This is a genomic window from Paracoccus sp. MKU1, assembly GCF_001447385.1.
In the GTDB taxonomy this organism is placed as follows: domain Bacteria; phylum Pseudomonadota; class Alphaproteobacteria; order Rhodobacterales; family Rhodobacteraceae; genus Paracoccus.
Window position 1 is genome coordinate 90376 of record NZ_LLWQ01000215.1, and the last position, 19389, is coordinate 109764.

At 69.2% G+C, this 19389-nt stretch carries 18 protein-coding genes; 12 read left to right on the plus strand and 6 right to left on the minus strand.

Annotation, left to right across the window (positions count from 1 at the left end):
* Together AQY21_RS23135 and AQY21_RS23140 are read left to right on the plus strand one after the other, a co-directional pair.
* A complete protein-coding gene (locus tag AQY21_RS23135; protein ID WP_058099936.1) occupies nucleotides 1–1494 on the plus strand; it encodes a cation/acetate symporter ActP in 1494 nt (497 codons plus the stop codon).
* A 259-nt stretch (nucleotides 1495–1753) separates the two neighbouring features.
* A complete protein-coding gene (locus AQY21_RS23140) occupies nucleotides 1754–2263 on the plus strand; it encodes a MarR family winged helix-turn-helix transcriptional regulator (RefSeq protein ID WP_058100065.1) in 510 nt (169 codons plus the stop codon).
* Here the strand turns inward: AQY21_RS23140 and AQY21_RS23145 are convergent.
* Nucleotides 2241–2669, minus strand: coding sequence for a MarR family winged helix-turn-helix transcriptional regulator (locus AQY21_RS23145; protein ID WP_058099937.1), 429 nt, complete (start codon nucleotides 2667–2669; stop codon nucleotides 2241–2243). The genes AQY21_RS23140 and AQY21_RS23145 overlap by 23 nt on opposite strands.
* A 144-nt stretch (nucleotides 2670–2813) precedes the next feature.
* On the opposite strand from AQY21_RS23145, the gene hmgA reads away from it, so the two are divergent.
* From hmgA to ftsH, 4 genes are all read left to right on the plus strand, one after another.
* Nucleotides 2814–4181 carry a homogentisate 1,2-dioxygenase gene (gene hmgA / locus AQY21_RS23150; RefSeq protein WP_058099938.1) on the plus strand — a complete coding sequence of 456 codons (1368 nt, stop codon included), beginning with the start codon at nucleotides 2814–2816 and terminating at the stop codon, nucleotides 4179–4181.
* 112 nt (nucleotides 4182–4293) lie between these two features.
* The gene (gene fahA / locus AQY21_RS23155) at nucleotides 4294–5499 is read left to right on the plus strand and encodes a fumarylacetoacetase (protein ID WP_058099939.1); all 1206 of its coding nucleotides are present in this window, start codon (nucleotides 4294–4296) and stop codon (nucleotides 5497–5499) included.
* An 8-nt stretch (nucleotides 5500–5507) separates the two neighbouring features.
* On the plus strand, nucleotides 5508–6167 hold the full coding sequence (gene maiA / locus AQY21_RS23160; RefSeq protein WP_203416639.1) for a maleylacetoacetate isomerase: 660 nt from the start codon (nucleotides 5508–5510) through the stop codon (nucleotides 6165–6167).
* Between the two features lie 142 nt (nucleotides 6168–6309).
* Nucleotides 6310–8142 carry an ATP-dependent zinc metalloprotease FtsH gene (ftsH, locus tag AQY21_RS23165; RefSeq protein ID WP_058099941.1) on the plus strand — a complete coding sequence of 611 codons (1833 nt, stop codon included), beginning with the start codon at nucleotides 6310–6312 and terminating at the stop codon, nucleotides 8140–8142.
* A 15-nt stretch (nucleotides 8143–8157) separates the two neighbouring features.
* Here ftsH and AQY21_RS23170 read toward each other — a convergent pair whose 3' ends face one another.
* A complete protein-coding gene (locus tag AQY21_RS23170; RefSeq protein WP_058099942.1) occupies nucleotides 8158–9657 on the minus strand; it encodes a phosphomannomutase in 1500 nt (499 codons plus the stop codon).
* A 304-nt stretch (nucleotides 9658–9961) separates the two neighbouring features.
* A complete protein-coding gene (locus tag AQY21_RS28850) occupies nucleotides 9962–10798 on the minus strand; it encodes a hypothetical protein (RefSeq protein WP_058099943.1) in 837 nt (278 codons plus the stop codon).
* A 173-nt stretch (nucleotides 10799–10971) separates the two neighbouring features.
* On the opposite strand from AQY21_RS28850, the gene AQY21_RS23180 reads away from it, so the two are divergent.
* On the plus strand, nucleotides 10972–12240 hold the full coding sequence (locus tag AQY21_RS23180) for an MgtC/SapB family protein (RefSeq protein WP_058099944.1): 1269 nt from the start codon (nucleotides 10972–10974) through the stop codon (nucleotides 12238–12240).
* Between the two features lie 9 nt (nucleotides 12241–12249).
* Here AQY21_RS23180 and AQY21_RS23185 read toward each other — a convergent pair whose 3' ends face one another.
* The gene (locus AQY21_RS23185; protein ID WP_238986886.1) at nucleotides 12250–12774 is read right to left on the minus strand and encodes a MarR family winged helix-turn-helix transcriptional regulator; all 525 of its coding nucleotides are present in this window, start codon (nucleotides 12772–12774) and stop codon (nucleotides 12250–12252) included.
* 115 nt (nucleotides 12775–12889) lie between these two features.
* Here AQY21_RS23185 and AQY21_RS23190 point away from each other — a divergent pair, with 115 nt between their 5' ends.
* From AQY21_RS23190 to AQY21_RS23200, 3 genes are read left to right on the plus strand one after another with little or no spacing between them, the layout of a single operon-like run.
* Nucleotides 12890–14053, plus strand: a complete 1164-nt coding sequence (locus AQY21_RS23190; protein WP_058099946.1) for an amidohydrolase — start codon at nucleotides 12890–12892, stop codon at nucleotides 14051–14053.
* A 38-nt stretch (nucleotides 14054–14091) separates the two neighbouring features.
* A complete protein-coding gene (locus tag AQY21_RS23195; protein WP_058099947.1) occupies nucleotides 14092–14829 on the plus strand; it encodes a DUF5058 family protein in 738 nt (245 codons plus the stop codon).
* Between the two features lie 23 nt (nucleotides 14830–14852).
* Complete coding sequence (locus tag AQY21_RS23200; RefSeq protein ID WP_058099948.1) at nucleotides 14853–15548, plus strand: hypothetical protein; 696 nt, start codon at nucleotides 14853–14855, stop codon at nucleotides 15546–15548.
* Between the two features lie 128 nt (nucleotides 15549–15676).
* Here AQY21_RS23200 and AQY21_RS23205 read toward each other — a convergent pair whose 3' ends face one another.
* Nucleotides 15677–16447, minus strand: a complete 771-nt coding sequence (locus tag AQY21_RS23205) for a 3-keto-5-aminohexanoate cleavage protein (RefSeq protein WP_058099949.1) — start codon at nucleotides 16445–16447, stop codon at nucleotides 15677–15679.
* Nucleotides 16444–17772, minus strand: a complete 1329-nt coding sequence (locus AQY21_RS23210; RefSeq protein WP_058099950.1) for an aspartate aminotransferase family protein — start codon at nucleotides 17770–17772, stop codon at nucleotides 16444–16446. The genes AQY21_RS23205 and AQY21_RS23210 overlap by 4 nt, the downstream gene beginning before the upstream one ends.
* Before the next feature lie 125 nt (nucleotides 17773–17897).
* On the opposite strand from AQY21_RS23210, the gene glnH reads away from it, so the two are divergent.
* Nucleotides 17898–18638: a glutamine ABC transporter substrate-binding protein GlnH gene (gene glnH / locus AQY21_RS23215; RefSeq protein WP_058099951.1), complete on the plus strand. Its 741-nt coding sequence runs from the start codon at nucleotides 17898–17900 to the stop codon at nucleotides 18636–18638.
* Nucleotides 18639–18730: 92 nt separating this feature from the next.
* Nucleotides 18731–19387 (plus strand): glutamine ABC transporter permease GlnP, encoded by a 657-nt coding sequence (gene glnP / locus AQY21_RS23220; RefSeq protein WP_058099952.1) that lies wholly within the window; start codon nucleotides 18731–18733, stop codon nucleotides 19385–19387.
* The last annotated feature ends 2 nt before the right edge of the window (nucleotides 19388–19389 follow it).

The window sequence follows — 19389 nt, forward strand, 5'->3', positions numbered from 1 at the left end:
ATGTCGGCGAGCATTCTCAGCTTCTTCGCCACCATCGCCGTGACGCTGGCCATCACCGTCTGGGCCGGGCGGCGCGGCCAGAGCAAGGCCGCGCTCTATACCGCCGGCGGCGAGATCAGCGGCGGCCAGAACGGCCTTGCCATCGCCGGCGACTTCCTGTCGGCCACCACGTTGCTGGGCACCACGGCGCTGTTCTATGCCAAGGGCGCCGATACGGCGCTTTACTACATCTGCCCGTTGGTCGGCTTTGCGCTGATGCTGCTTCTGATCGCCGGGCCGCTGCGCCGGCTGGGGCGCTTCACCATCGGCGACGTCATGGTCGCCCGGCTGGGGGACGAGCGGATGCGGCTGTTCGCGGCGGCCAGCTCCATCGTCATCGCGCTGATCTACCTGATCGCGCAGATGGTCGGGGCGGGCACGCTGATCTCGGTGCTGTTCGGGCTCAGCTTCACCGCCGCCGTGCTGACCATGGGCGGGCTGGTCACGATCTATGTGGCCTTCGGCGGCATGCTGGCCGCGACCTGGGTGCAGATCGTCAAGGCGGTGCTGCTGGTCGCCTCGGTCGCGGGGATGAGCCTGCTGGTGCTGGGCCAGACCGGCGGGCCGGCGGCGCTTTACGACCGGGTGGCCGGGCTGCATCCGCTGGGCGCCCATGTCTTCGACGCCGGCGGGTTCCAGATGGACATGTTCTCGGCCCTGTCCTTCGCGGTCGGCCAGTCGCTGGGCATCCTGGGCCTGCCGCATCTGCTGATCCGCTTTTTCACCGTCCCGGACGAGGCGGCGGCGCGCAAGTCCATCGTGGTCGCGGTCTGGATCATCGGCGCGGTGTTCATGCTGCTTTTCGCCATCGTCGGCCCGGGCGCCATCGCGCTGGTGATGGGCGATCCGGCCTATCAGGCGGCGGATGGCAGCGGCATCATCGGCGGCGGCAACATGGCGGTGCTGCACCTGGCCACGGCGCTTGGCGGCCAGCCGCTCTATGGCATCATGGCGGGCATCGCCTTCGCCACCATCCTGGCGGTGGTGGCCGGGCTGACCATTTCGGCGGCCTCGGCCAGCTCGCACGACCTGGCCAACACCTTGCGCGGCCAGCCGCTGCCCGACCGGACCGAAGTCGCGGTCTTTCGCCTGGCCACGGTGGCGATCTCGGTCGCGGCCATGCTGCTGGCGATCCTGTTCCAGCACGAGAACGTCGCCTTCCTCGCGGCGCTGGTCTTTGCCATCGCGGCCTCGACCAATTTCCCGGTGCTGATCCTGGCGCTCTACTGGAACCGCACCACGGCGGCCGGCGCGATGGCGGGCGGCTTTGCCGGGCTGGTCGGCTCGGTGGTGCTGATCGTGCTGGGCCCCTCGGTCTGGGTCAAGATCCTCGGCCATGCCGCGCCGGTCTTCCCCTCGGACTATCCGACGCTGGTGACGGTGCCGCTGGCCTTCGCCGTCGCCATTGCCGTGTCGCTGATGGGGGCGCGCAAGCCGTTGGCCAGTGGGGCCTGATCCTGCGGCCGCAAGACGCCGGGCGGCCGGGGCCTGCGCCCCGGCCGCTTTCCATGTCGGCCCGGCAGCGGGTTTTTTCGCGCGGACCAGGGGGTAGAGCGGTTCCCCGGCGATGCTCGCCCGCCGCGCGGGCCTGTGCAACTCCGGCGCCCGTGCTGCGGCCGATCCGCGCAGGAATGGCCGGAGCGGCCCGTCGGGCTTGATGTCGGGCGCGGCCGCAGGCAGATTGTTTCAACCGCAACATTTTCCGGGCTGTATGATGCGCATTGAAAGTTTCTTTCCCTATCGGCTGGCGGTCGTGGCAGAGGCGTTTTCGCGTCAGCTGGTTGCGGTTTACGGCCGGGAATACGGGCTGTCCCGAGAGGAATGGCGGCTGCTGTTCCTGCTCGAGGATGCGGGGCGGATCGATTCGCTGGCCCTGGCCGGGCGGACCTCGCTGGACAAGGTGCAGGTCAGCCGGGCGGCGGCGCGGCTGGAGCAGAAGGGGCTTATCAGCCGCTCGATCCCGGGATCGGACCGCCGGCTTCGGGAATATGCGATCACGGAATCGGGGCGTGAGCTGTTCCGCCGGGCCTTTGGCGCCGTGGCGGGTCGGGCGGAGGCGGTGCTGCAAGCCATGCCGGCCGAGGACCGGATGGCGCTAGAACGCGGCCTTGCCGCCCTGGACCGGGCCCTTGCCGGCCTGGGCCGGCCCGGCGGGGCGGGCGCCCCGCAGCCGCAGCCACCGGGCGACGGGCGGCAGGGACTCAGCCCGGCCCGGCCCGGATGATCCCGTCCAGCGCCCGGCGCAGCGCCGCGGCATCCCGCCCCAGCTCGGCCAGCAACTCGGCCTGGAAATCCTCGGCGATGCGGCCCAGGCGCGTCATCAGCGCCCGGCCCTCGACCGTCAGCTCCAGCACCACCAGGCGGCGGTCGGCGTCGTTTGCCGATTTGCGCACCCAGCCCGCCTGCTCCAGCCGGGCGGCGGCGCGGCTGACCACCGACTTGTCCAGGTTCACCCGCGCGTTGATGTCGCGCACGCTGACCGCGCCGGAATGGGCCAGATGCGCCAGCACCCGCCATTCGGGAATGCTCAGCCCGGCCTCGGCCGCGTAGCGGGCGGCAAAGCGGCGGCTGAGCTGCGCGGCGGCGACCGACAGGCGATAGGGCAGGAACTGGTCCAGATCGAATGACATGCGCTTCTCCTTGGCCGGCAGAACAGCAGAAAGCCGTTGCGCCTGCAATAAAGATCGGCCGGCCGCAGATCCGCGTTGACATCGTTGCCGATGCAACGTTATATTCGTTGCAACAGCAATGATACCGACCGAGGAGGAGACCGCATGACCAGGCACCAGCTGCCCCGGGGCATGATCCGCGCCACCGGCACCACCGGCACCGTCGAGGGCTACATGCCGGGTTTCGGCAATGATTTCGAAACCGAGGCCCTGCCCGGCGCCCTGCCGCAGGGCCAGAACTCGCCGCAGAAATGCGAATACGGGCTTTATGCCGAGCAGCTCTCCGGCACCGCCTTCACCGCGCCGCGCGGCCAGAACGAGCGCACCTGGTGCTATCGCATCCGGCCCTCGGTCCGCCATACCGGCGATTTCGCGGCGATCGACCTGCCCTATTGGCAGACGGCGCCGAACGTGCTGCCCGACATCGCCAGCCTGGGCCAGTATCGCTGGGACCCGATCCCGCTGCCCGGACCGGAGCAGGACCTGACCTGGCTTACCGGCATGCGGACCATGACCACGGCGGGCGACGTGAACATCCAGATCGGCATGGCCAGCCATGTCTACCTGGTCACCCGCTCGATGCAGGACGAGTATTTCTTTTCCGCCGACAGCGAGCTGCTGGTGGTGCCGCAGGAGGGCCGGCTGCGCTTTTGCACCGAACTGGGCGTCATCGACCTGGAGCCGAAGGAAATCGCCATCATCCCGCGCGGCCTGGTCTATCGCGTCGAGGTGCTGGAGGGCCCCTGCCGCGGCTTCGTCTGCGAGAATTACGGCCAGAAATTCGACCTGCCGAACCGCGGCCCCATCGGCGCCAACTGCCTGGCCAATCCGCGCGACTTCAAATGCCCGGTCGCCGCCTTCGAGGATCGCGAGGCGCGCTCGCGCGTGGTCATCAAGTGGTGCGGCCGGTTCCACGAGACCTGGATCGACCACAGCCCGCTGGACGTGGTGGCCTGGCATGGCAACTATTGCCCCTACAAATACGACCTGCGCACCTATTCGCCGGTGGGCGCGATCCTGTTCGACCATCCCGACCCGTCGATCTTCACCGTGCTGACCGCGCCCTCGGGGCAGGAGGGCACGGCGAATATCGACTTCGTGCTGTTCCGCGAGCGCTGGATGGTGGCCGAGCACAGCTTCCGCCCGCCCTGGTATCACAAGAACATCATGTCCGAGCTGATGGGCAACATCTACGGCATCTACGACGCCAAGCCGCAGGGTTTCGCGCCGGGCGGCATGAGCCTGCACAATTGCATGCTGCCGCACGGCCCGGATCGCGACGCCTTCGAGGGCGCGAGCAATGCCGAGCTGAAGCCCGAGAAGCTGGACGAGACCATGAGCTTCATGTTCGAGACCCGCTTTCCCCAGCACCTGACCGCGTTCGCGGCCCGCGAGGCGCCGATGCAGAAGGAATATATCGAGGTCTGGCAGCAGCTGGAGAAGAAGTTCGACGGAGCCCCGGGCCTCAAGTGAGGCGGCCCAAGGCCGGGGGCCGTCTGCCCCGTTGACCATTGCCCCGTTGACCAATGGCGGACCAGGTGGACGACCCCCGAGGATATTTGCACACGAAAGAAGGAGGCCGGACTTGGCTTTATTGCGGTCCTGGGTGGAAAGCGCCAACACGGCGGACTGCCCCTTTCCCCTGAACAACCTGCCCTATGGCGTGTTCTCGACCGCCGGCGCGGCGCCGCGCTGCGGGGCGGCCATCGGCGAGATGATCGTCGATCTGGCGGAATGCGAGGCCCGCGGGCTGCTGGATGCGGGCGGGGCCTTCTCGCAGCCGCGGCTCAACGATTTCATCGCGCTGGGACGGGCGAAATGGGACGAGGTGCGGTCGCGGCTGACCGCGCTGCTGGCGGAAGGCGCAAGCGCAGACGCCCCGCTGGTCGCCATGGCCGGGGCGGAGCTGCACCTGCCGATCCGGGTGACCGAATACACCGATTTCTATGCGTCGAGGAATCATGCCTTCAATGTCGGCGTGCTGTTTCGCGGCCCCGAGAACGCGCTGCCGCCGCAATGGACGCATATGCCCATCGGCTATAACGGCCGGGCGTCGTCGGTGGTCGTGTCCGGCACGCCGATCCGCCGTCCGATGGGGCAGGTCCGGGGCGAGGCCGGGCCGGAATGGGTGCCCTGCCGCCGGCTGGACCTGGAGCTGGAACTGGGCGCCATCGTCGGCGCCGACAGCCGCATGGGCGAGCGGGTCGGCGTCGAGGATGCCGAGGCGATGATCTTCGGCTATGTGCTGCTGAACGACTGGTCGGCGCGCGACATCCAGGCCTGGGAATACCAGCCGCTGGGCCCGTTCCAGTCCAAGGCGCTCGGCACCACCATCGGCGCCTGGGTGGTGACCCAAGCGGCGCTGGAGCCGTTCCGCTGCGCGGGCGCCGAGCGGGCGAACCCGCTGCTGCCCTATCTGCACGAGCGGCGGCCGGGGCTTTACGACCTGGAGATCGGCTGGACCATGAACGGCCAGGTCATGGGGCGGACGAATTACAACGTCATGTATTACTCCAGCGCCCAGCAACTGGCGCATCACAGCAGTTCCGGCTGCCCGATGCGGGTCGGCGACCTGCTGGGCTCGGGCACCATCTCGGGGCCGGGCCGCGACCAGACCGGGGCGCTTCTGGAGATGACCCAGGGCGGCAAGGTGCCGGTCACGGTCAATGGCGCGTCCCGCACCTTCATCGAGGATGGCGACGAGATCGGGCTGTTCGCGCAGGCGCAAGGCGAGGGCTATCGCATCGGCTTCGGCCCCTGCCTGGGCCGCATCCTGCCGGCCCAGCCATGAGCGCGGCCATGGCCGCAGCGGGCGGCGTCGTGCTGCACGATTACTGGCGCTCCTCGGCCTCCTATCGGGTGCGGATCGCGCTGGCGCTGAAGGGCATCGCCTATCGGCGGGTGGCGGTGGATCTGGTCGCGGGCGAACAGCGCGGCGCGGCGAACCTGCGCGTCAACCCGCAAGGCCTGGTGCCGGCGCTGGAGATCGACGGCCGGGTGCTGACCCAGTCGCTGGCGATCCTGGAATATCTGGAGGAGACCCGGCCCCAGCCGGCGCTGCTGCCCGCCGATTCCGCAGCCCGCGCCCATGTCCGGGCGCTGGCCCTGGCCGTGGCCTGCGAGATCCATCCGCTCTCGAACCTGCGGGTGCTGGACCGGGTCGAGGCGCTGGCCGGGGCCGAGGCGCGCGCCGCCTGGAACCGCGAGAACATCTCTGCCGGGCTGGCGGCCATCGAGGCGCTGCTGGACCATCCGGGCTTTGCCGGCCGCTTCTGCCATGGCGACCGGCCCGGCATGGCCGATTGCGTGCTGATCCCGCAGCTTTACAATGCCAGCCGCTGGGGGGTGGAGTTTCAGGATCTAGCTCGCGTTTCGGCGGTGGCGCGCGCCTGCCGCGACCTGCCCGCCTTTCGCGCCGCGCTGCCCGAGACCGTCGCGCCAGAGCCGGCCCGGGGCTGACTGCGGCGACCGGTCGCGGCCGCAGCCGGGGCATTGCCGGCCCGGGTGTTGATCGGCGCGGCGCGGTCGGGCAACATCGGCGGACCCCGCGCGCCCCGCCAGCCGATCGGGTCTGCCTGCCGGGCACCGCCACGGAGATGACATGGAGAAAAGGACCGAGTTCCACATCTGGTATTGGATCCTGGCCTTTCTGGCCGTGATCCTGATCCAGGACCTGGTGTCCGGTGCGCGCGACATCGCGCCGATCAGCTACAGCCAGTTCGAGACCTATCTGGAACAGGGCCGCATCTCGTCGGTGGCGGTGGGCGGCGACCGGATCACCGGCAGCTTCAGCACGCCGGTCGATGGCCGCAGCCAGTTCGTGACCACCCTGGTCGATCCGGCGGTCCTGGCGCGCATCGACCAGGCCGGGGTCGAGATCAGCGGCGTGCCGCAGAACACCTGGCTCGGCACGCTGCTGTCCTGGGTGGTGCCGGTGGTGCTGTTCCTGGCGCTGTGGATGTTCGTGTTCCGCAAGTTTGCCGAGCGCCAGGGCCTGGGTGGCTTCATGCAGGTCGGCAAGAGCCGGGCCAAGGTCTATATGGAAAAGGAAACCGGCGTGACCTTTGCCGATGTGGCCGGGGTGGACGAGGCCAAGGCCGAGCTTGAGGAGATCATCGCCTTCCTGCGCGACCCCGAGGGCTATGGCCGCCTTGGCGCGCGCATTCCCAAGGGCGTGCTGCTGGTCGGCCCGCCCGGCACCGGCAAGACGCTGCTGGCGCGGGCCGTGGCGGGCGAGGCCGGCGTGACCTTCCTGTCGATCTCGGGCTCGGAATTCGTCGAGCTGTTCGTCGGCGTCGGCGCCGCCCGGGTGCGCGACCTGTTCGAGCAGGCCCGCAAGAGCGCCCCGGCCATCATCTTCATCGACGAGCTTGATGCGCTTGGCCGCGCCCGCAACTCGGGCCAGTTCACCGGCGGCAATGACGAGCGCGAGCAGACGCTGAACCAGCTGCTGTCCGAGCTGGACGGCTTCGACCCTTCGTCGGGCGTGGTGCTGCTGGCCGCGACCAACCGGCCCGAAATCCTGGACCCCGCGCTGTTGCGCGCCGGCCGCTTCGACCGGCAGGTGCTGGTGGACAAGCCCGACAAGAAGGGCCGCATCGACATCCTGAAGGTGCATATGAAAAAGGTGCGGCTGGCCCCGGATGTCGCGATCGAGCAGGTGGCGGCTCTGACCCCGGGCTTTTCCGGCGCCGACCTGGCCAATCTGGTGAACGAGGCGGCGCTGCTGGCCACCCGGCGCAGCGCCGATTCCGTCGCCATGGCCGATTTCAACCATGCGGTCGAGCGCATCGTCGCCGGGCTGGAAAAGCGCAACCGCCTGCTGAACCCGCGCGAGCGCGAGATCGTCGCCAGCCATGAAATGGGCCATGCGCTGGTCGCCATGGCGCTGCCCGGCATCGACGTGGTGCACAAGGTCTCGATCATCCCGCGCGGCATCGGCGCGCTCGGCTATACCATCCAGCGCCCGACCGAGGACCGTTTCCTGATGACCCGCGAGGAGCTGGAAAACAAGATCGCCGTGCTGCTGGGCGGGCGGGCGGCGGAAAGCATCGTCTTCGGCCATCTCTCGACCGGCGCGGCCGACGATCTGGTCAAGGCCACCGACATCGCCCGCGCCATGGTCACCCGCTATGGCATGGACCGCGACCTGGGCCATGTCAGCTATGACAGCGACCGCCCCGGCTTTCTGGGCGCGAACGAGCAGGCCACATGGCTGAGCCGGCGCTATTCCGAGGCCACGGCGCAAAGGATCGACGCGGCGGTGAAGCGGATCACCGACGAGATCTTCGCCCGCACCGTGGCGCTGCTGGAGGCCAATCGCGAGTTGCTGGAGCAATCCGCGCGCGCCTTGCTGGAGCGCGAGACGCTGGAGGATGCCGAGCTGCGCGCCTTTGCGGCAAGGGTGCGGCCGCCAGCCCCGGCCGCCGCCTGATGCGGCTGCGGCGGTTCAGCCGAGCTGGGCCGCCATCTCCCGCACCCGGGCCAGCGCCTTTCCGTTCAGGATCCGGGCGGTTTCCTCGGTTTCGGCCTCGGTATAAAGCCGCAGCTCCGGCGCGTTGCCCGAGGGGCGCAGGTGGATGATCGCGCCGTCCTCGAAGGTCATGCGCAGCCCGTCGGTCTGGTCGATCTGCCGCAGCCTGCCGGCCAGCGCCGCGAATTGCGCCTCGATCCGCGCGGTCCGTTCCGCTTCGCCGCCCGCGGTCAGCCAGGCCAGGATCGCCTGGGAATCCCGGGTCGGGAAATCCTTCAGCCGGTCGCTGAAGGTCACGCGTTGCGGCAGGTCGGCGCAAAGCTCGGCCAGCGGCCGCGCCTTGGCCGCCGCCAGCACCGCGACCACCGGCAGGACCGCATCGCGCGTCGGCAGGGCCGAAAGCCGGCGCCCGTCCCGCGCGATCTCGCTGCCCAGCAGGAAGCCGCCATTCGCCTCGTAGCCGCAGACGGGGCCGAGGGTCTCGCACGCTGCCTCGTCCATGGCGGCGATGACATAGGGCGAGCCGATGCGGGTGCGGATGGTGCGGGCGAAGGCATCGCTCAGCTCCAGCGCGGTATTGCTGCTGACCGGGGTGACGACGCATTCCGCGCCCAGCTCGCGGGCGCAGATCAGCCCCAGGATGTCGCCGCGCAGCCATTCGCCGCGGTGATCGGCCAGAAGCGGACGGTCGGAATCGCCGTCGGTCGAGATGATGGCGTCCAGCCGCTGCTCGGCGGCCCAGCCGCGCGCCAGCTCGATGTCCTCGGGCCGCAGCGCCTCGGTATCGACGGGGATGAAGCGGTCCGAGCGGCCGAGCGGCAGCACCTCGGCGCCAAGTGCGCGCAGGATGCGGGCGATGAGGTCGCGGCCGACGGCGGAATGCTGGTAAAGGCCCAGCACCAGCCCCGAAAGCGCGTCCTTGCCGAAGAAATCCAGATAGCGCCGCAGATAGCCCTCCTCGATGTCTTGCGGCTCGGGCAGGGGGGCGGCATCGACCAGCCCGCCGTCTGGGCCGAAACGGGCGGGGTCCAGCGCCAGCGCCTGCCGGGTCATGCCGGCCTCGTCGGGTTTCAGGATCTCGCCCCCGGGGCGGTGGAACTTGATGCCGTTGCGGTCGTCGGGAATATGGCTGCCGGTGACCATCAGCGAGGGGATGCGCCGGCCGAAGGCGTAATGCGCCAGCGCGGGGGTGGGCACATGGCCGCAGAACAGCGGCCGGCCGCCCGCGTCGCGGATCGCCTGGGCGCAGGCCCGCAGGATGCGCGGGGTCGAGGGGCGCAGGTCGCCGGCCAGCGCCACCTCGGTCCCCGGGGCGAATGCGCCGATCTCGCGCAGGTGGTGCAGGAAGCCCTGGACATAGCCATAGGCCACCCGGTCGGTCAGCGCGCTGACCAGCCCGCGCGCGCCGCTGGTGCCGAAGGCGACGCCGCTTTCCGCAATCAGGTCGCTGACGGTGAAGGGTCCTGTCTCGGTCATGGTCGAAGCTCGCGGTTTGGGAAAGGCGATCATGCAAGGGCGGCGCGGCGTTCGTCCAGTGCCGGCGTGACTTTCGACGATGCCATGGGCCGGGAATGGCTGGACCGGCTCCGGAACGGGCTTGGCCGATCCGGGGGCCAAGCCTTTCGTCCCTGCGTCAAGCGCTGCACGCGTTTTCAGGATGGGCGGCCGCGGCGGGAAACGGCGCGGATCCGCCCGGTCCCTCGTCGTGCGGGATCAGGCCGGGTTTCCGCCAAGGCAAGGTCGAGCGGCCCTTGGGTGCCCGGCAAGGTGGGCGGGGTGCTCATTGCCTGGTCCGGCAGCCCTCGGCGTCCTCCCCGGCGGGCTCGACTGCCTCGGCCAGGATCATCACCGTCGGCTCGATCGCCCGCGCCGGCAGCGGGCCGTTGAGCTGCCAGCATTGGTGGCGCTGATAGGGCTGGTTGCCGAGGGTGCCGCTGCCCTCGACGATGGCGATGCAGGCACGGCGGTCCATCAGCATCACCCGCTGCTCGGGGCCGATCATTTCCTGGGCGATGCGGAAGGGGGCGTGCTCGCTCGGCAGGGGCTGGATCGGCCGGGGGTCCAGGATCGCCTCGTGCAGGGCCGGATCCGGCCCCTGCGGCCCATCATGGCCGCAAAGCTGCCGGGCCGCCTCGCCGGTCTCCCGCAGTTCGACCACGGTCAGGCCGGGGCCGAGCGCATGGAGGGTGCCGGCCTCGACGAAGAACATGTCGCCCATGGCGGGTTCGATCCGGCGCAGCATCCCGGGCAGGCTGCCATCCCGGGCGGCGCGGGCGATCTCCTCGGGCTCGGCGGATCGCTTCAGTCCAAGCTGCAACCAGGCGCCGGGCCGGGCATCGGCGACATACCACCATTTGTGATTGCGCCCCGGACCGCGCTGCGGGTGGAACCGGACCGAAAGCGGCCCACTGGTCTGGAGCCATTTCACCACGAGCCCGTCCTCGGCGGCATCGAAAACCATCTCGCCCAGCGGCTGCATCGCGGCCGGGGCCGGGATGCCGTCATGGCGCCCCCAGGGTCGGGATCGGTATTGCGGCGCCAGGGGTTCGGCGCGGAAGGGGCTGGCGGGGGTGGCGGGTTGGAGATCTGTCCGCGGTTTTTGCGTCTCGATCAGCATCGGCTCGGCGTCCCAAACGGATGATGGTTGTTGACGAAGGGTGAAAAGCTTGGAATCGCTGGAAAATACCGGCGATCAGGCTTCATCTGGGAAAGCGCGCGCCGGGTTTCAAGAGGGGCCGCGGGGCTTTTGCGGCGCTGGTCAGCCGCCGGAGCCGGTGGCAGAATGCGCCGATGCATCAGGATCAGGTTCTCAGCCGTCTTGCCGTGTCGCTGGCCATCGGCCTGCTGGTCGGACTGGAGCGCGGCTGGCGCACCCGGGCCGAGCGCGACCATCAGCGCGCCGCCGGCCTGCGGACCTTTGCGCTGGCCGGGCTGACCGGCGGGGCGACCGGGGTGCTGGCGCTGGATTTCGGCGGCCTGGTGATCGGCATCGTGTTCTGCGGCTTCGCGCTGGTCTTCGCCGCCTTCCAGTGGCTGGAATCGCGGCTCGACCGGAATGTCAGCGCCACTTCGGCGGTGGCGGGGATGCTGGTCTTTCTGCTGGGCGCGCTGGCCGTCACCGGGCCGCTGGTCCCCGCCGTCGCCGCCGCCGTGGCGATGACGCTGCTGCTGGCGGCGCGCGAGCACCTGCACCGCTGGGTGGCGGCGCTGAGCTGGGCCGAGATCCGGGCGATCCTGACGCTGGCGGCGATGTCCTTTCTGCTGCTGCCGGTCATCCCCGACCGCAGCATCGACCCCTGGGGCGCGGTCAACCTGCGCGAGATCTGGCTGCTGGCAATCCTGATCGCGGGGATTTCCTTTGCCGGCTATGTCGCGGTCAGGGCCTTCGGCGACCGGCTGGGGATCGTGGTGATGGCGGCGGCCGGCGGGCTGGCCTCCTCGACCGCGACCACGCTGGCCTTTGCCCGGCTGGGCAAGGCCGAGCCCGGCGCCGCGCGGCTGCTGACCGCGGGCATCCTGATTTCCGGCATCGTCATGCTGGTTCGCGTGGGCGTCGTTACCGTGGGGCTGAACCGGGCGCTGCTGGGGCATCTGGTCCTGCCGCTGGCGGCCGGGGCGGCGGTGATGGCCGGCGCGGCCGCCATCCTGCTGCACCGGCGACCGGCGCAGCCCGGTCCCGTGCTGCCGATCAACAACCCGCTGGCGGTGGGCACGGCGCTGAAGATCGCCGGCTTCATCGCCGCCGTGCTGCTGGCGGCCGAGATCCTGCGCCGGCAATATGGCGATGTCGGCGTGCTGATCATCGCCGCGATCTCGGGCATCGCCGATGTGGATGCGGTGTCGATCTCGATGGCGCGGCTGGGCGGCAGCGATCTGGCCATCGCCATGGCGGCGCGGGCCATCCTGGTGGCGGTGGGGGTGAACACCGTTTCCAAGGCGGTGCTTGCCGGCCTGGTCGGCGGCCGGCGGATCGGGCTTACCGTCGCCGGGATCAGCGCGCTGGCGCTTGCCGCCGGGCTGGCGGCGATCTGGGCGCAGGCGGCGCTGGAGCGGGGATGAGCGCCGCCCCTAGCCCGGGCCGGGACCGTCGAAATCGATGCTGTCGAAGATCCGCGTGACCTTTTGCACATAGTCCGGGCTGTCCAGCCAGTCGGCCAGCTTGTCCATGGTGGCGATGAAGGCCTGCACCTCGGCCTGCGAGAGCGGCTCGAACACCGCCTCCAGCGCGCGGGCGGAGAGCAGGTCGGCGCGGTCGCGCACCCTCTGCCCGGCCTCGGTCACGAACAGGCCGAAGCGGCGGGCGTCGGCATCGTCGTTGCGCCGCTCGACATGGCCGCCGCGCACCAGGTTCTGGATCAGCCGCGATACCAGGCTGCGCTCCAGCCCGGTCATCACCGTCAGTTCGGCAAAGGTCGTACCGGGATTGTCGCCGATCAGCCGCAGCACCCGGATCGTGCGCACGTCCAGCCCGACCAGAGCGATGAAACGATCCTCGACCGAGCGGATCGATTCGGTCGCCAGCAGGTTCAGCTTGTAGATCGCATTGCCCTGACGAAAGCTTCTCGACCAGGTTTTTCCCATGTTTCCGCCCATTTGTCCGTCCTTGGCCAAGAACATAGCAAAGGTGAAATAATTCCTTTGCGCAATGGTCTCATTATGCAACAATTGTATATCAAGACAGACAGGCGTGATTCGCAGGGAGGGAAGCATGGGTCTGGTCGAGGATATCGTCGCGCAGGAAAGCACCTTCGTCGGCTGGCGCCGTGCGATGCACGAAAATCCCGGAATCGGCTTTCAGGAAACCTTTGCCGCCGAACTGGTCGCGCGCAGCCTGCGCGATTTCGGCTTTGACGAGGTGCATGCCGGCATCGGCGGCACCGGCGTGGTGGGGGTGCTGCGCGGCAAGCGGGAATCGAACCGCGCCATCGGCCTGCGGGCGGACATGGACGCGCTGCCGATCCAGGAGGAGACCGGCAAGCCCTATGCCTCGAAGGTTCCGGGCGTGATGCATGCCTGCGGCCATGACGGCCATACCGCGACGCTGCTGGCCGCGGCCTGGCATCTGGCGCGGACCCGCGATTTCGCCGGCACCGTGCATTTCATCTTCCAGCCCGCCGAGGAGGGGCTGGGCGGTGCGCTGGCGATGATCCGCGACGGGCTGCTGGAGCGTTTTCCCTGCGACCGGCTATACGCCTATCACAATTTCCCCGGCATGGAGCAGGGCCATATCTACAGCAACACCGGCCGGGCCATGGCGGGATGCAGCTTCTTCACCATCCGGGTGCAGGGGCGCGGTGGCCATGCGGCGCTGCCGCAGACCACCATCGACGCGGCGCAGATCGCCGCCAATCTGGTGGTGACGGCGCAAAGCGTCGTGGCGCGCAACCTCGATCCGCTGGAAACCGGCATCCTGTCCTTTACCGATGTCTATGCCGGCACCAACAGCCATAACGTGATCCCCGACAAGGCCACGCTCAAGGGCTGCCTGCGCTATTTCGACAAGGCGGTCGGCGCGCTGATGAAGCGGCGGCTGGATGAGGTCGCCCAAGGCGTCGCCGCGACCTATGGCGGCGAGGCGAGCGTGGAATATGACGACAATTTCGTGCCGCTGGTCAACGATGCCGAGGCGACACGGGTGGCGCTGGCCGTGGCCGCGCAGGTGGTCGGGCCGCAGCGGGTGCATGCCGATGCGCCGCCGCTGACCGGCAGCGAGGATTTCGCCTTCATGACCGAGCGCGTGCCGGGCAGCTATGTCCTGGTCGGCGCCGGCCCCGGCGCCATGCCGCACAATCCCGGCTATGACTTCAACGATGCGATCCTGACGGTGGCGGCCAGCTATTTCTGCCGCCTGGTCGAAACCGAACTGGCCTGAGCGCCCCCTGCCCGGCAGGGCCTGCAAGGATTACCCGCATGGAACATGTCTTCTCGGTGGCCAACGGCCCCGTGCTGTGGCTGCTGGCCGGCCTGATCGTCGGCACCGTCGTGGTGCAGGCATTGCTTTACCTGCGCATGACGCTGCGCCTCTCGAACGATTACGGCATCCTGACCCGCGACGAACGCCTGCGGGTCTACAAGACCGCGACGATCAACTCGATCGGGCCGGCGATCGCGGTCTTCTTCGTCGCCGTGTCTCTGGTCGCCATGGTGGGCGGGCCGGTGACGCTGATGCGGGTGGGGGTGATCGGCTCGGCCATCTTCGAATTCGTCGCTGCCGAGATGGGCGCCAAGGCGGCGGGCGCGACGCTGGGCACCGACAGCTATACGCTGCAAGCCTTTACCGCCTCGGTCTGGGTGATGACGCTGGGCGGCATGGGCTGGCTGGTCAGCACCTTCCTGATGACGAAAAGCCTCGACCGCACGCGCGACAAGCTGTCGGTCGGCAATCCGCAGCTGATCCGGGCGCTCGGCACCGCGACGCCGGTGGCGATCTTCCTGACGCTGGGGCTGGGCGCGGCCGTGGCCAAGACCGGGCTGGCGGAGATCACCGTGGCCTGGGACGATCTGGCCGCGCTGCTGATCGGGGCCGGCACCATGCTGGTGCTGGGCCAGCTTGGCAAACGCTGGCTGTGGCTGCGCGAATGGGCCGTGGGATTCGCGCTGATCGGCGGGCTCGCCGCCGGATATCTCGTCGGCCAGATCCTGGCCTGATCCCCAAGCATCAGGAGCGACCCATGACCAAGCAGAACCTCGAGACCCATTACCGGACCAGCTTCATCCCGCAGGCGCATCGCATCGGGCGCATCACGCTGCTGATCGCCATGGTGGTCTGCCTGCTGCCCGCGCTCTACCTGTCCTTCGTGCTGGGCGCCTGGCCCGGCGCCGGGGTGATCCTGACCGGCTTCCTGGCCGTGCTGGCCTTTGTCGGCATCATCTGGATCGTCGAGCCGATCTCGTATTTCCCGGTGCTGGGGGTCTGCGGCACCTATATGAGCTTCCTGTCGGGCAATATCGGCAACATGCGCATGCCGGTGGTGATCTCGTGCCAGCAGGCCGTCGAGGCCGAGACCGGCTCGCGTAAGGCCGAGGTCGCGGCGGTGCTGGGCATCGCCGTCTCGGTGCTGGTGAACCTGGTCTTTCTGGTGGCGCTGGTGGTGATCGGCCGGGCGCTGATCGACGCCATGCCCGCGCCGATGGCGGTGGCGGTCAAGGAATACACGCTGCCCGCGCTTTACGGCGCTGTGCTGGTCATGTTCATGAACAGCGCCACCCGCCGCAACGCGCTGACCGGCATCCTGTGCGGGCTTGCGATCTTCCTGTCGCCGATCCCCGGCGTTCTGGGCACGGCGGTCGCGGGCATCATGGCGATCCTCGTCTGCTTCGCGACCAACCGCAGGCCCGCCCGTCCGGCCAGCGGCCAGTCCGCCTGACCATCCCCCGGCTCGGGCGATCCCGGTTGGCGCCGCAGCCGGGCCGTCCCGGAACGGGATCGCAGCGCCCCGCCGCAACCCGATCCGCCGCGGGGCACCGGCGGAAGGCCCAGGATGGAAGCGGGGCTTCAGAGACCCGCTTCGGCCAGCCGCACCAGTTCCGCCACCCGCTCCGCATTCGAGGCGGCCGGGTGGCCGTCCATGTTCAGCAGGTTGTTCTCGAACCCGATCCGCGCCTTGCCGCCCCGCCGCATCGCCGCCAGCAGGCATTCGGTCTCGGCCGGGCCGAAGGCGCAGACTGCCCAGTCGGCGGCCAGCCCGGCGGCGCGCTGGCGGGCCAGGGGCGCGTCGAGGTCCGAGGGCTGCGAGATCTGGCCCGTCGCATAGCGGCCCAGCACATGCAGGACCTGCAACCGCTCGGCCGGCACGGTGCCGTCCGCCAGCAGGGCGGCGAGCCGGTCCACCTCCTCGGGCGCATAGAGGATATGCTGCACCTCGGTTCCGGCCGCGGCGCAATCGTGGAAGAAGGCGCGGGTCAGCCGCGCATCCGGCTCGGCCGTGATCTCGCGCAATGCGACCGAGACCGCGGCCGGGCGCAGCCGCGCCACCAGCGCGCGCTGCTCGGCGGGACTGTAACGGCCCACCGCCTCGGTGGTGATCTGCACCGCCATCTCCGGCACCGCGCGGGCCAGTTCGGCGATCAGCTCGGCATAGAGCCCGGCGTCCAGCACATGCCGGCCCTCGGCGTCGCGGACATGGGCATGGATGCCGCCAGCGCCCGCCGCATGGCACTCGCGCGCGCAGGCGACGATTTCGGGGATGGTGACGGGCAGGGCGGGGTGGTCCGCCTTGCCGCGCCGCGCGCCGTTCGGCGCGACCATGATCCGCGGCAGGCTCATGCCGCCAGCGCCCCGCGGATCGCGCCCGAAAGCTTGTCGACCAGCTCGTCGATCTGCGCGTCCTCGATGATGAAGGGCGGCGCCAGCAGGATGTGGTCGCCGCGCTGCCCGTCGATGGTGCCGCCCATCGGATAGCAGATCAGCCCGGCCTCGAAGGCCAGCTTCTTGATCTGCGCATGCAGCTTGCGCGCCGGGTCGAAGGGGGTCTTGCTGGCGCGGTCCTCGACCAGTTCGATGCCGCGGAACAACCCGCGGCCGCGAATGTCGCCGACATGCGGATGCTGGCCGAACTCGGCCCGCAGCGCCGCGTCGAGCCTGGCGCCCTGGTCGCGCACCCGCGCCAGCAGGCCGCGCCCCAGGATGGCGTCCAGCACCGCCCCGGCCGCCGCCGCCGCCATCGCATGGCCCATATAGGTATGGCCATGCTGGAAAAAGCCCGAACCCGCCGCGATGGCACCGTAGATCCGCCCCGAGGTCAGCAGCGCCCCGACCGGCTGGTAGCCGGCGCCCAGGCCCTTGGCGATGGTGATCATGTCGGGCGCGACGCCGTCCTCCTCGCAGGCGAAGAGATGGCCGGTGCGGCCCATGCCGCACATCACCTCGTCGAGGATCAGCAGCACGCCGTGGCGGTCGCAGATCTCGCGGATGCGCTTCAGATAGCCGGGCACGGCGGGCACCGCACCGGCGGTCGCGCCCACCACCGGCTCGGCGATGAAGGCCATCACCGTCTCGGGGCCGAGGCGCCGGATCTCGGCCTCCAGCTCTTCGGCGGCGCGCTGGCCGTAAGCCTCCTGCGTCTCGCCCTCCTGCCGGTCGCGATATTCGTAGCAGGGCGCGATATGGGTGGTTTCGACCAGCAGCGGCGCGAATTGCGCCCGCCGCCAGGCATTGCCGCCCGCCGCCAATGCGCCCAGCGTATTGCCGTGATAGCTCTGCCGCCGGGCGATCACCCGGTGCCGCTGCGGCTGGCCGATCTCCAGGAAATACTGCCGCGCCAGCTTGATCGCCGCCTCGACCGCCTCGGAACCGCCCGAGACCAGATAGACCCGCTCGATCCCCGCGGGCGCATGGGCGGCCAGCGCGTCGGCCAGCGATTCGGCGGGCTCGGAGGTGAAGAAGCCGGTATGGGCAAAGGCCAGCGCATCCAGCTGGGCATGCAGCGCGGCGCGCACCCCGGCATCGGAATGGCCAAGGCAGGACACCGCCGCCCCGCCCGAGCCGTCCAGATAGCGTTTCCCGGTAGAATCAATGATATAGCAGCCTTCGCCGCGTGCCGCCACCGGCAGCACCCCCTTGGTCGTTCGTCCGAAAACATGCCCGGGCATCGCGACTCCATCCTTTCATGGGCCAGTGATCGGCAAATCTAATTGCATTGTTTGTCTATTTATGCAAATAAATTTGCGAACGCGGCGCTGGACTCGCGGCGCCGTTCCACAGGGAGAAAGAACAAATGAAGACGCTTTTCGCACTCGCCGGTGCTGCCACCCTGGCCCTGGGCATCGGGACCGCCGCCATGGCCGAGGATCTGGTCGTCGCCACCGACACCGCCTTCGTGCCCTTCGAGTTCAAGGAGGGCGACAAGTATGTCGGCTTCGACATCGACCTCTGGGATGCCATCGCCACCGAGATCGGCGTCACCTATGAGCTGCGGCCGATGGATTTCGCCGGCATCATCCCGGCCTTGCAGACCGGGCAGGTGGACGTGGCGCTGGCCGGCATCACCATCAAGCCCGAGCGGCAGGAGGTCATCGACTTCTCGGACGGCTATTACGACAGCGGCCTGCTGCTGATGGTGCCGGCCGACAGCGAGGTCACCAGCCATGCCGACCTGGCCGGCAAGACGCTGGCGGTCAAGACCGGCACCTCGTCCTCGGACTATGCCGAGGAGAATTTCAAGGAAACCACGCTGCGCAAGTTCCCCAACATCGACAACGCCTATCTGGAGCTGCGCACCGGCGGCGTCGATGCGGCCATGCATGACACGCCGAACGTGCTTTACTACATCGCCACCGCCGGCGGCGGCCAGGTCAAGGCCGTGGGCGAGCAGATGATGGCGCATGAATACGGCATCGGCTTTCCCAAGGGCAGCGAGCTGACCCCCAAGGTCAACGAGGCGTTGGCCAAGCTCAAGGCCGACGGGCGCTACGACGCGATGTACGAGAAATGGTTCGGCACTAAGCCCGCCAAGTGATCGTTCCGGGCGGCCAGCCGGGGTGACGGGGGCCGATCCGTCCCCGTCCGGCCGGCCGCAACCTGTCCTTTCCGCGTCACGGAGGTCTTCCCTTGGAAGTCGATTGGTCCGTCGTTCCCGGCTTCTTGCCGCAACTTCTCGCCGGTGCCCGCGTCACCATCCTCATCGCCCTGGCCGGTCTGGTCGGCGGCACCGTCCTCGGGCTGATCGCCGGGCTGATGCGCGCCTATGGCGGCGTCATCCTGAACGCCATCGCCTTCGCCTATATCGAGGTGATCCGGGGCACGCCGATCGTGGTGCAGGTGATGTTCCTGTATTTCGCGCTGCCGGTGCTGGCCGGGGTGCGCATCGACCCGATGACCGCCGCGATCCTGGCCATCGTGGTCAATGCCGGCGCCTATATCGCCGAGATCGTGCGCGGCGCCTTTCTGTCGATCCCGCGCGGCCTGACCGAGGCGGGGCTGGCCATGGGCCTGCCGCAATGGAAGGTGCTCACCTATATCGTCGGCCCGCTGGCCTTTCGCCGGCTGATCCCGCCCCTGGGCAACCAGTTCATCGTCTCGCTCAAGGACACCTCGCTGTTCATCGTGATCGGGGTGGGCGAGCTGACCCGGACCGGGCAGGAGATCATGGCCTCGAACTTCCGCGCCGTCGAGATCTGGACGGCGGTGGCGGTGCTTTACCTGGTCATGACCGGCGTGCTGACCTTTGTCCTGCGGCTGATCGAAAAACGCATGAGGATCCTGTGAGC

Coding starts and splice junctions, on each gene's coding strand:
- AQY21_RS28850 (WP_058099943.1), bottom strand. CDS start 10,798: ATGCTGATCGAGACGCAAAAACCGCGGACAGATCTCCAACCCGCCACC.
- hmgA (WP_058099938.1), top strand. CDS start 2,814: ATGACCAGGCACCAGCTGCCCCGGGGCATGATCCGCGCCACCGGCACC.
- ftsH (WP_058099941.1), top strand. CDS start 6,310: ATGGAGAAAAGGACCGAGTTCCACATCTGGTATTGGATCCTGGCCTTT.
- AQY21_RS23205 (WP_058099949.1), bottom strand. CDS start 16,447: ATGAGCCTGCCGCGGATCATGGTCGCGCCGAACGGCGCGCGGCGCGGC.
- AQY21_RS23180 (WP_058099944.1), top strand. CDS start 10,972: ATGCATCAGGATCAGGTTCTCAGCCGTCTTGCCGTGTCGCTGGCCATC.
- glnH (WP_058099951.1), top strand. CDS start 17,898: ATGAAGACGCTTTTCGCACTCGCCGGTGCTGCCACCCTGGCCCTGGGC.
- AQY21_RS23210 (WP_058099950.1), bottom strand. CDS start 17,772: ATGCCCGGGCATGTTTTCGGACGAACGACCAAGGGGGTGCTGCCGGTG.
- AQY21_RS23195 (WP_058099947.1), top strand. CDS start 14,092: ATGGAACATGTCTTCTCGGTGGCCAACGGCCCCGTGCTGTGGCTGCTG.
- AQY21_RS23140 (WP_058100065.1), top strand. CDS start 1,754: ATGCGCATTGAAAGTTTCTTTCCCTATCGGCTGGCGGTCGTGGCAGAG.
- AQY21_RS23135 (WP_058099936.1), top strand. CDS start 1: ATGTCGGCGAGCATTCTCAGCTTCTTCGCCACCATCGCCGTGACGCTG.
- AQY21_RS23170 (WP_058099942.1), bottom strand. CDS start 9,657: ATGACCGAGACAGGACCCTTCACCGTCAGCGACCTGATTGCGGAAAGC.
- AQY21_RS23190 (WP_058099946.1), top strand. CDS start 12,890: ATGGGTCTGGTCGAGGATATCGTCGCGCAGGAAAGCACCTTCGTCGGC.
- AQY21_RS23185 (WP_238986886.1), bottom strand. CDS start 12,774: ATGGGCGGAAACATGGGAAAAACCTGGTCGAGAAGCTTTCGTCAGGGC.
- AQY21_RS23145 (WP_058099937.1), bottom strand. CDS start 2,669: ATGTCATTCGATCTGGACCAGTTCCTGCCCTATCGCCTGTCGGTCGCC.
- AQY21_RS23200 (WP_058099948.1), top strand. CDS start 14,853: ATGACCAAGCAGAACCTCGAGACCCATTACCGGACCAGCTTCATCCCG.
- maiA (WP_203416639.1), top strand. CDS start 5,508: ATGGCCGCAGCGGGCGGCGTCGTGCTGCACGATTACTGGCGCTCCTCG.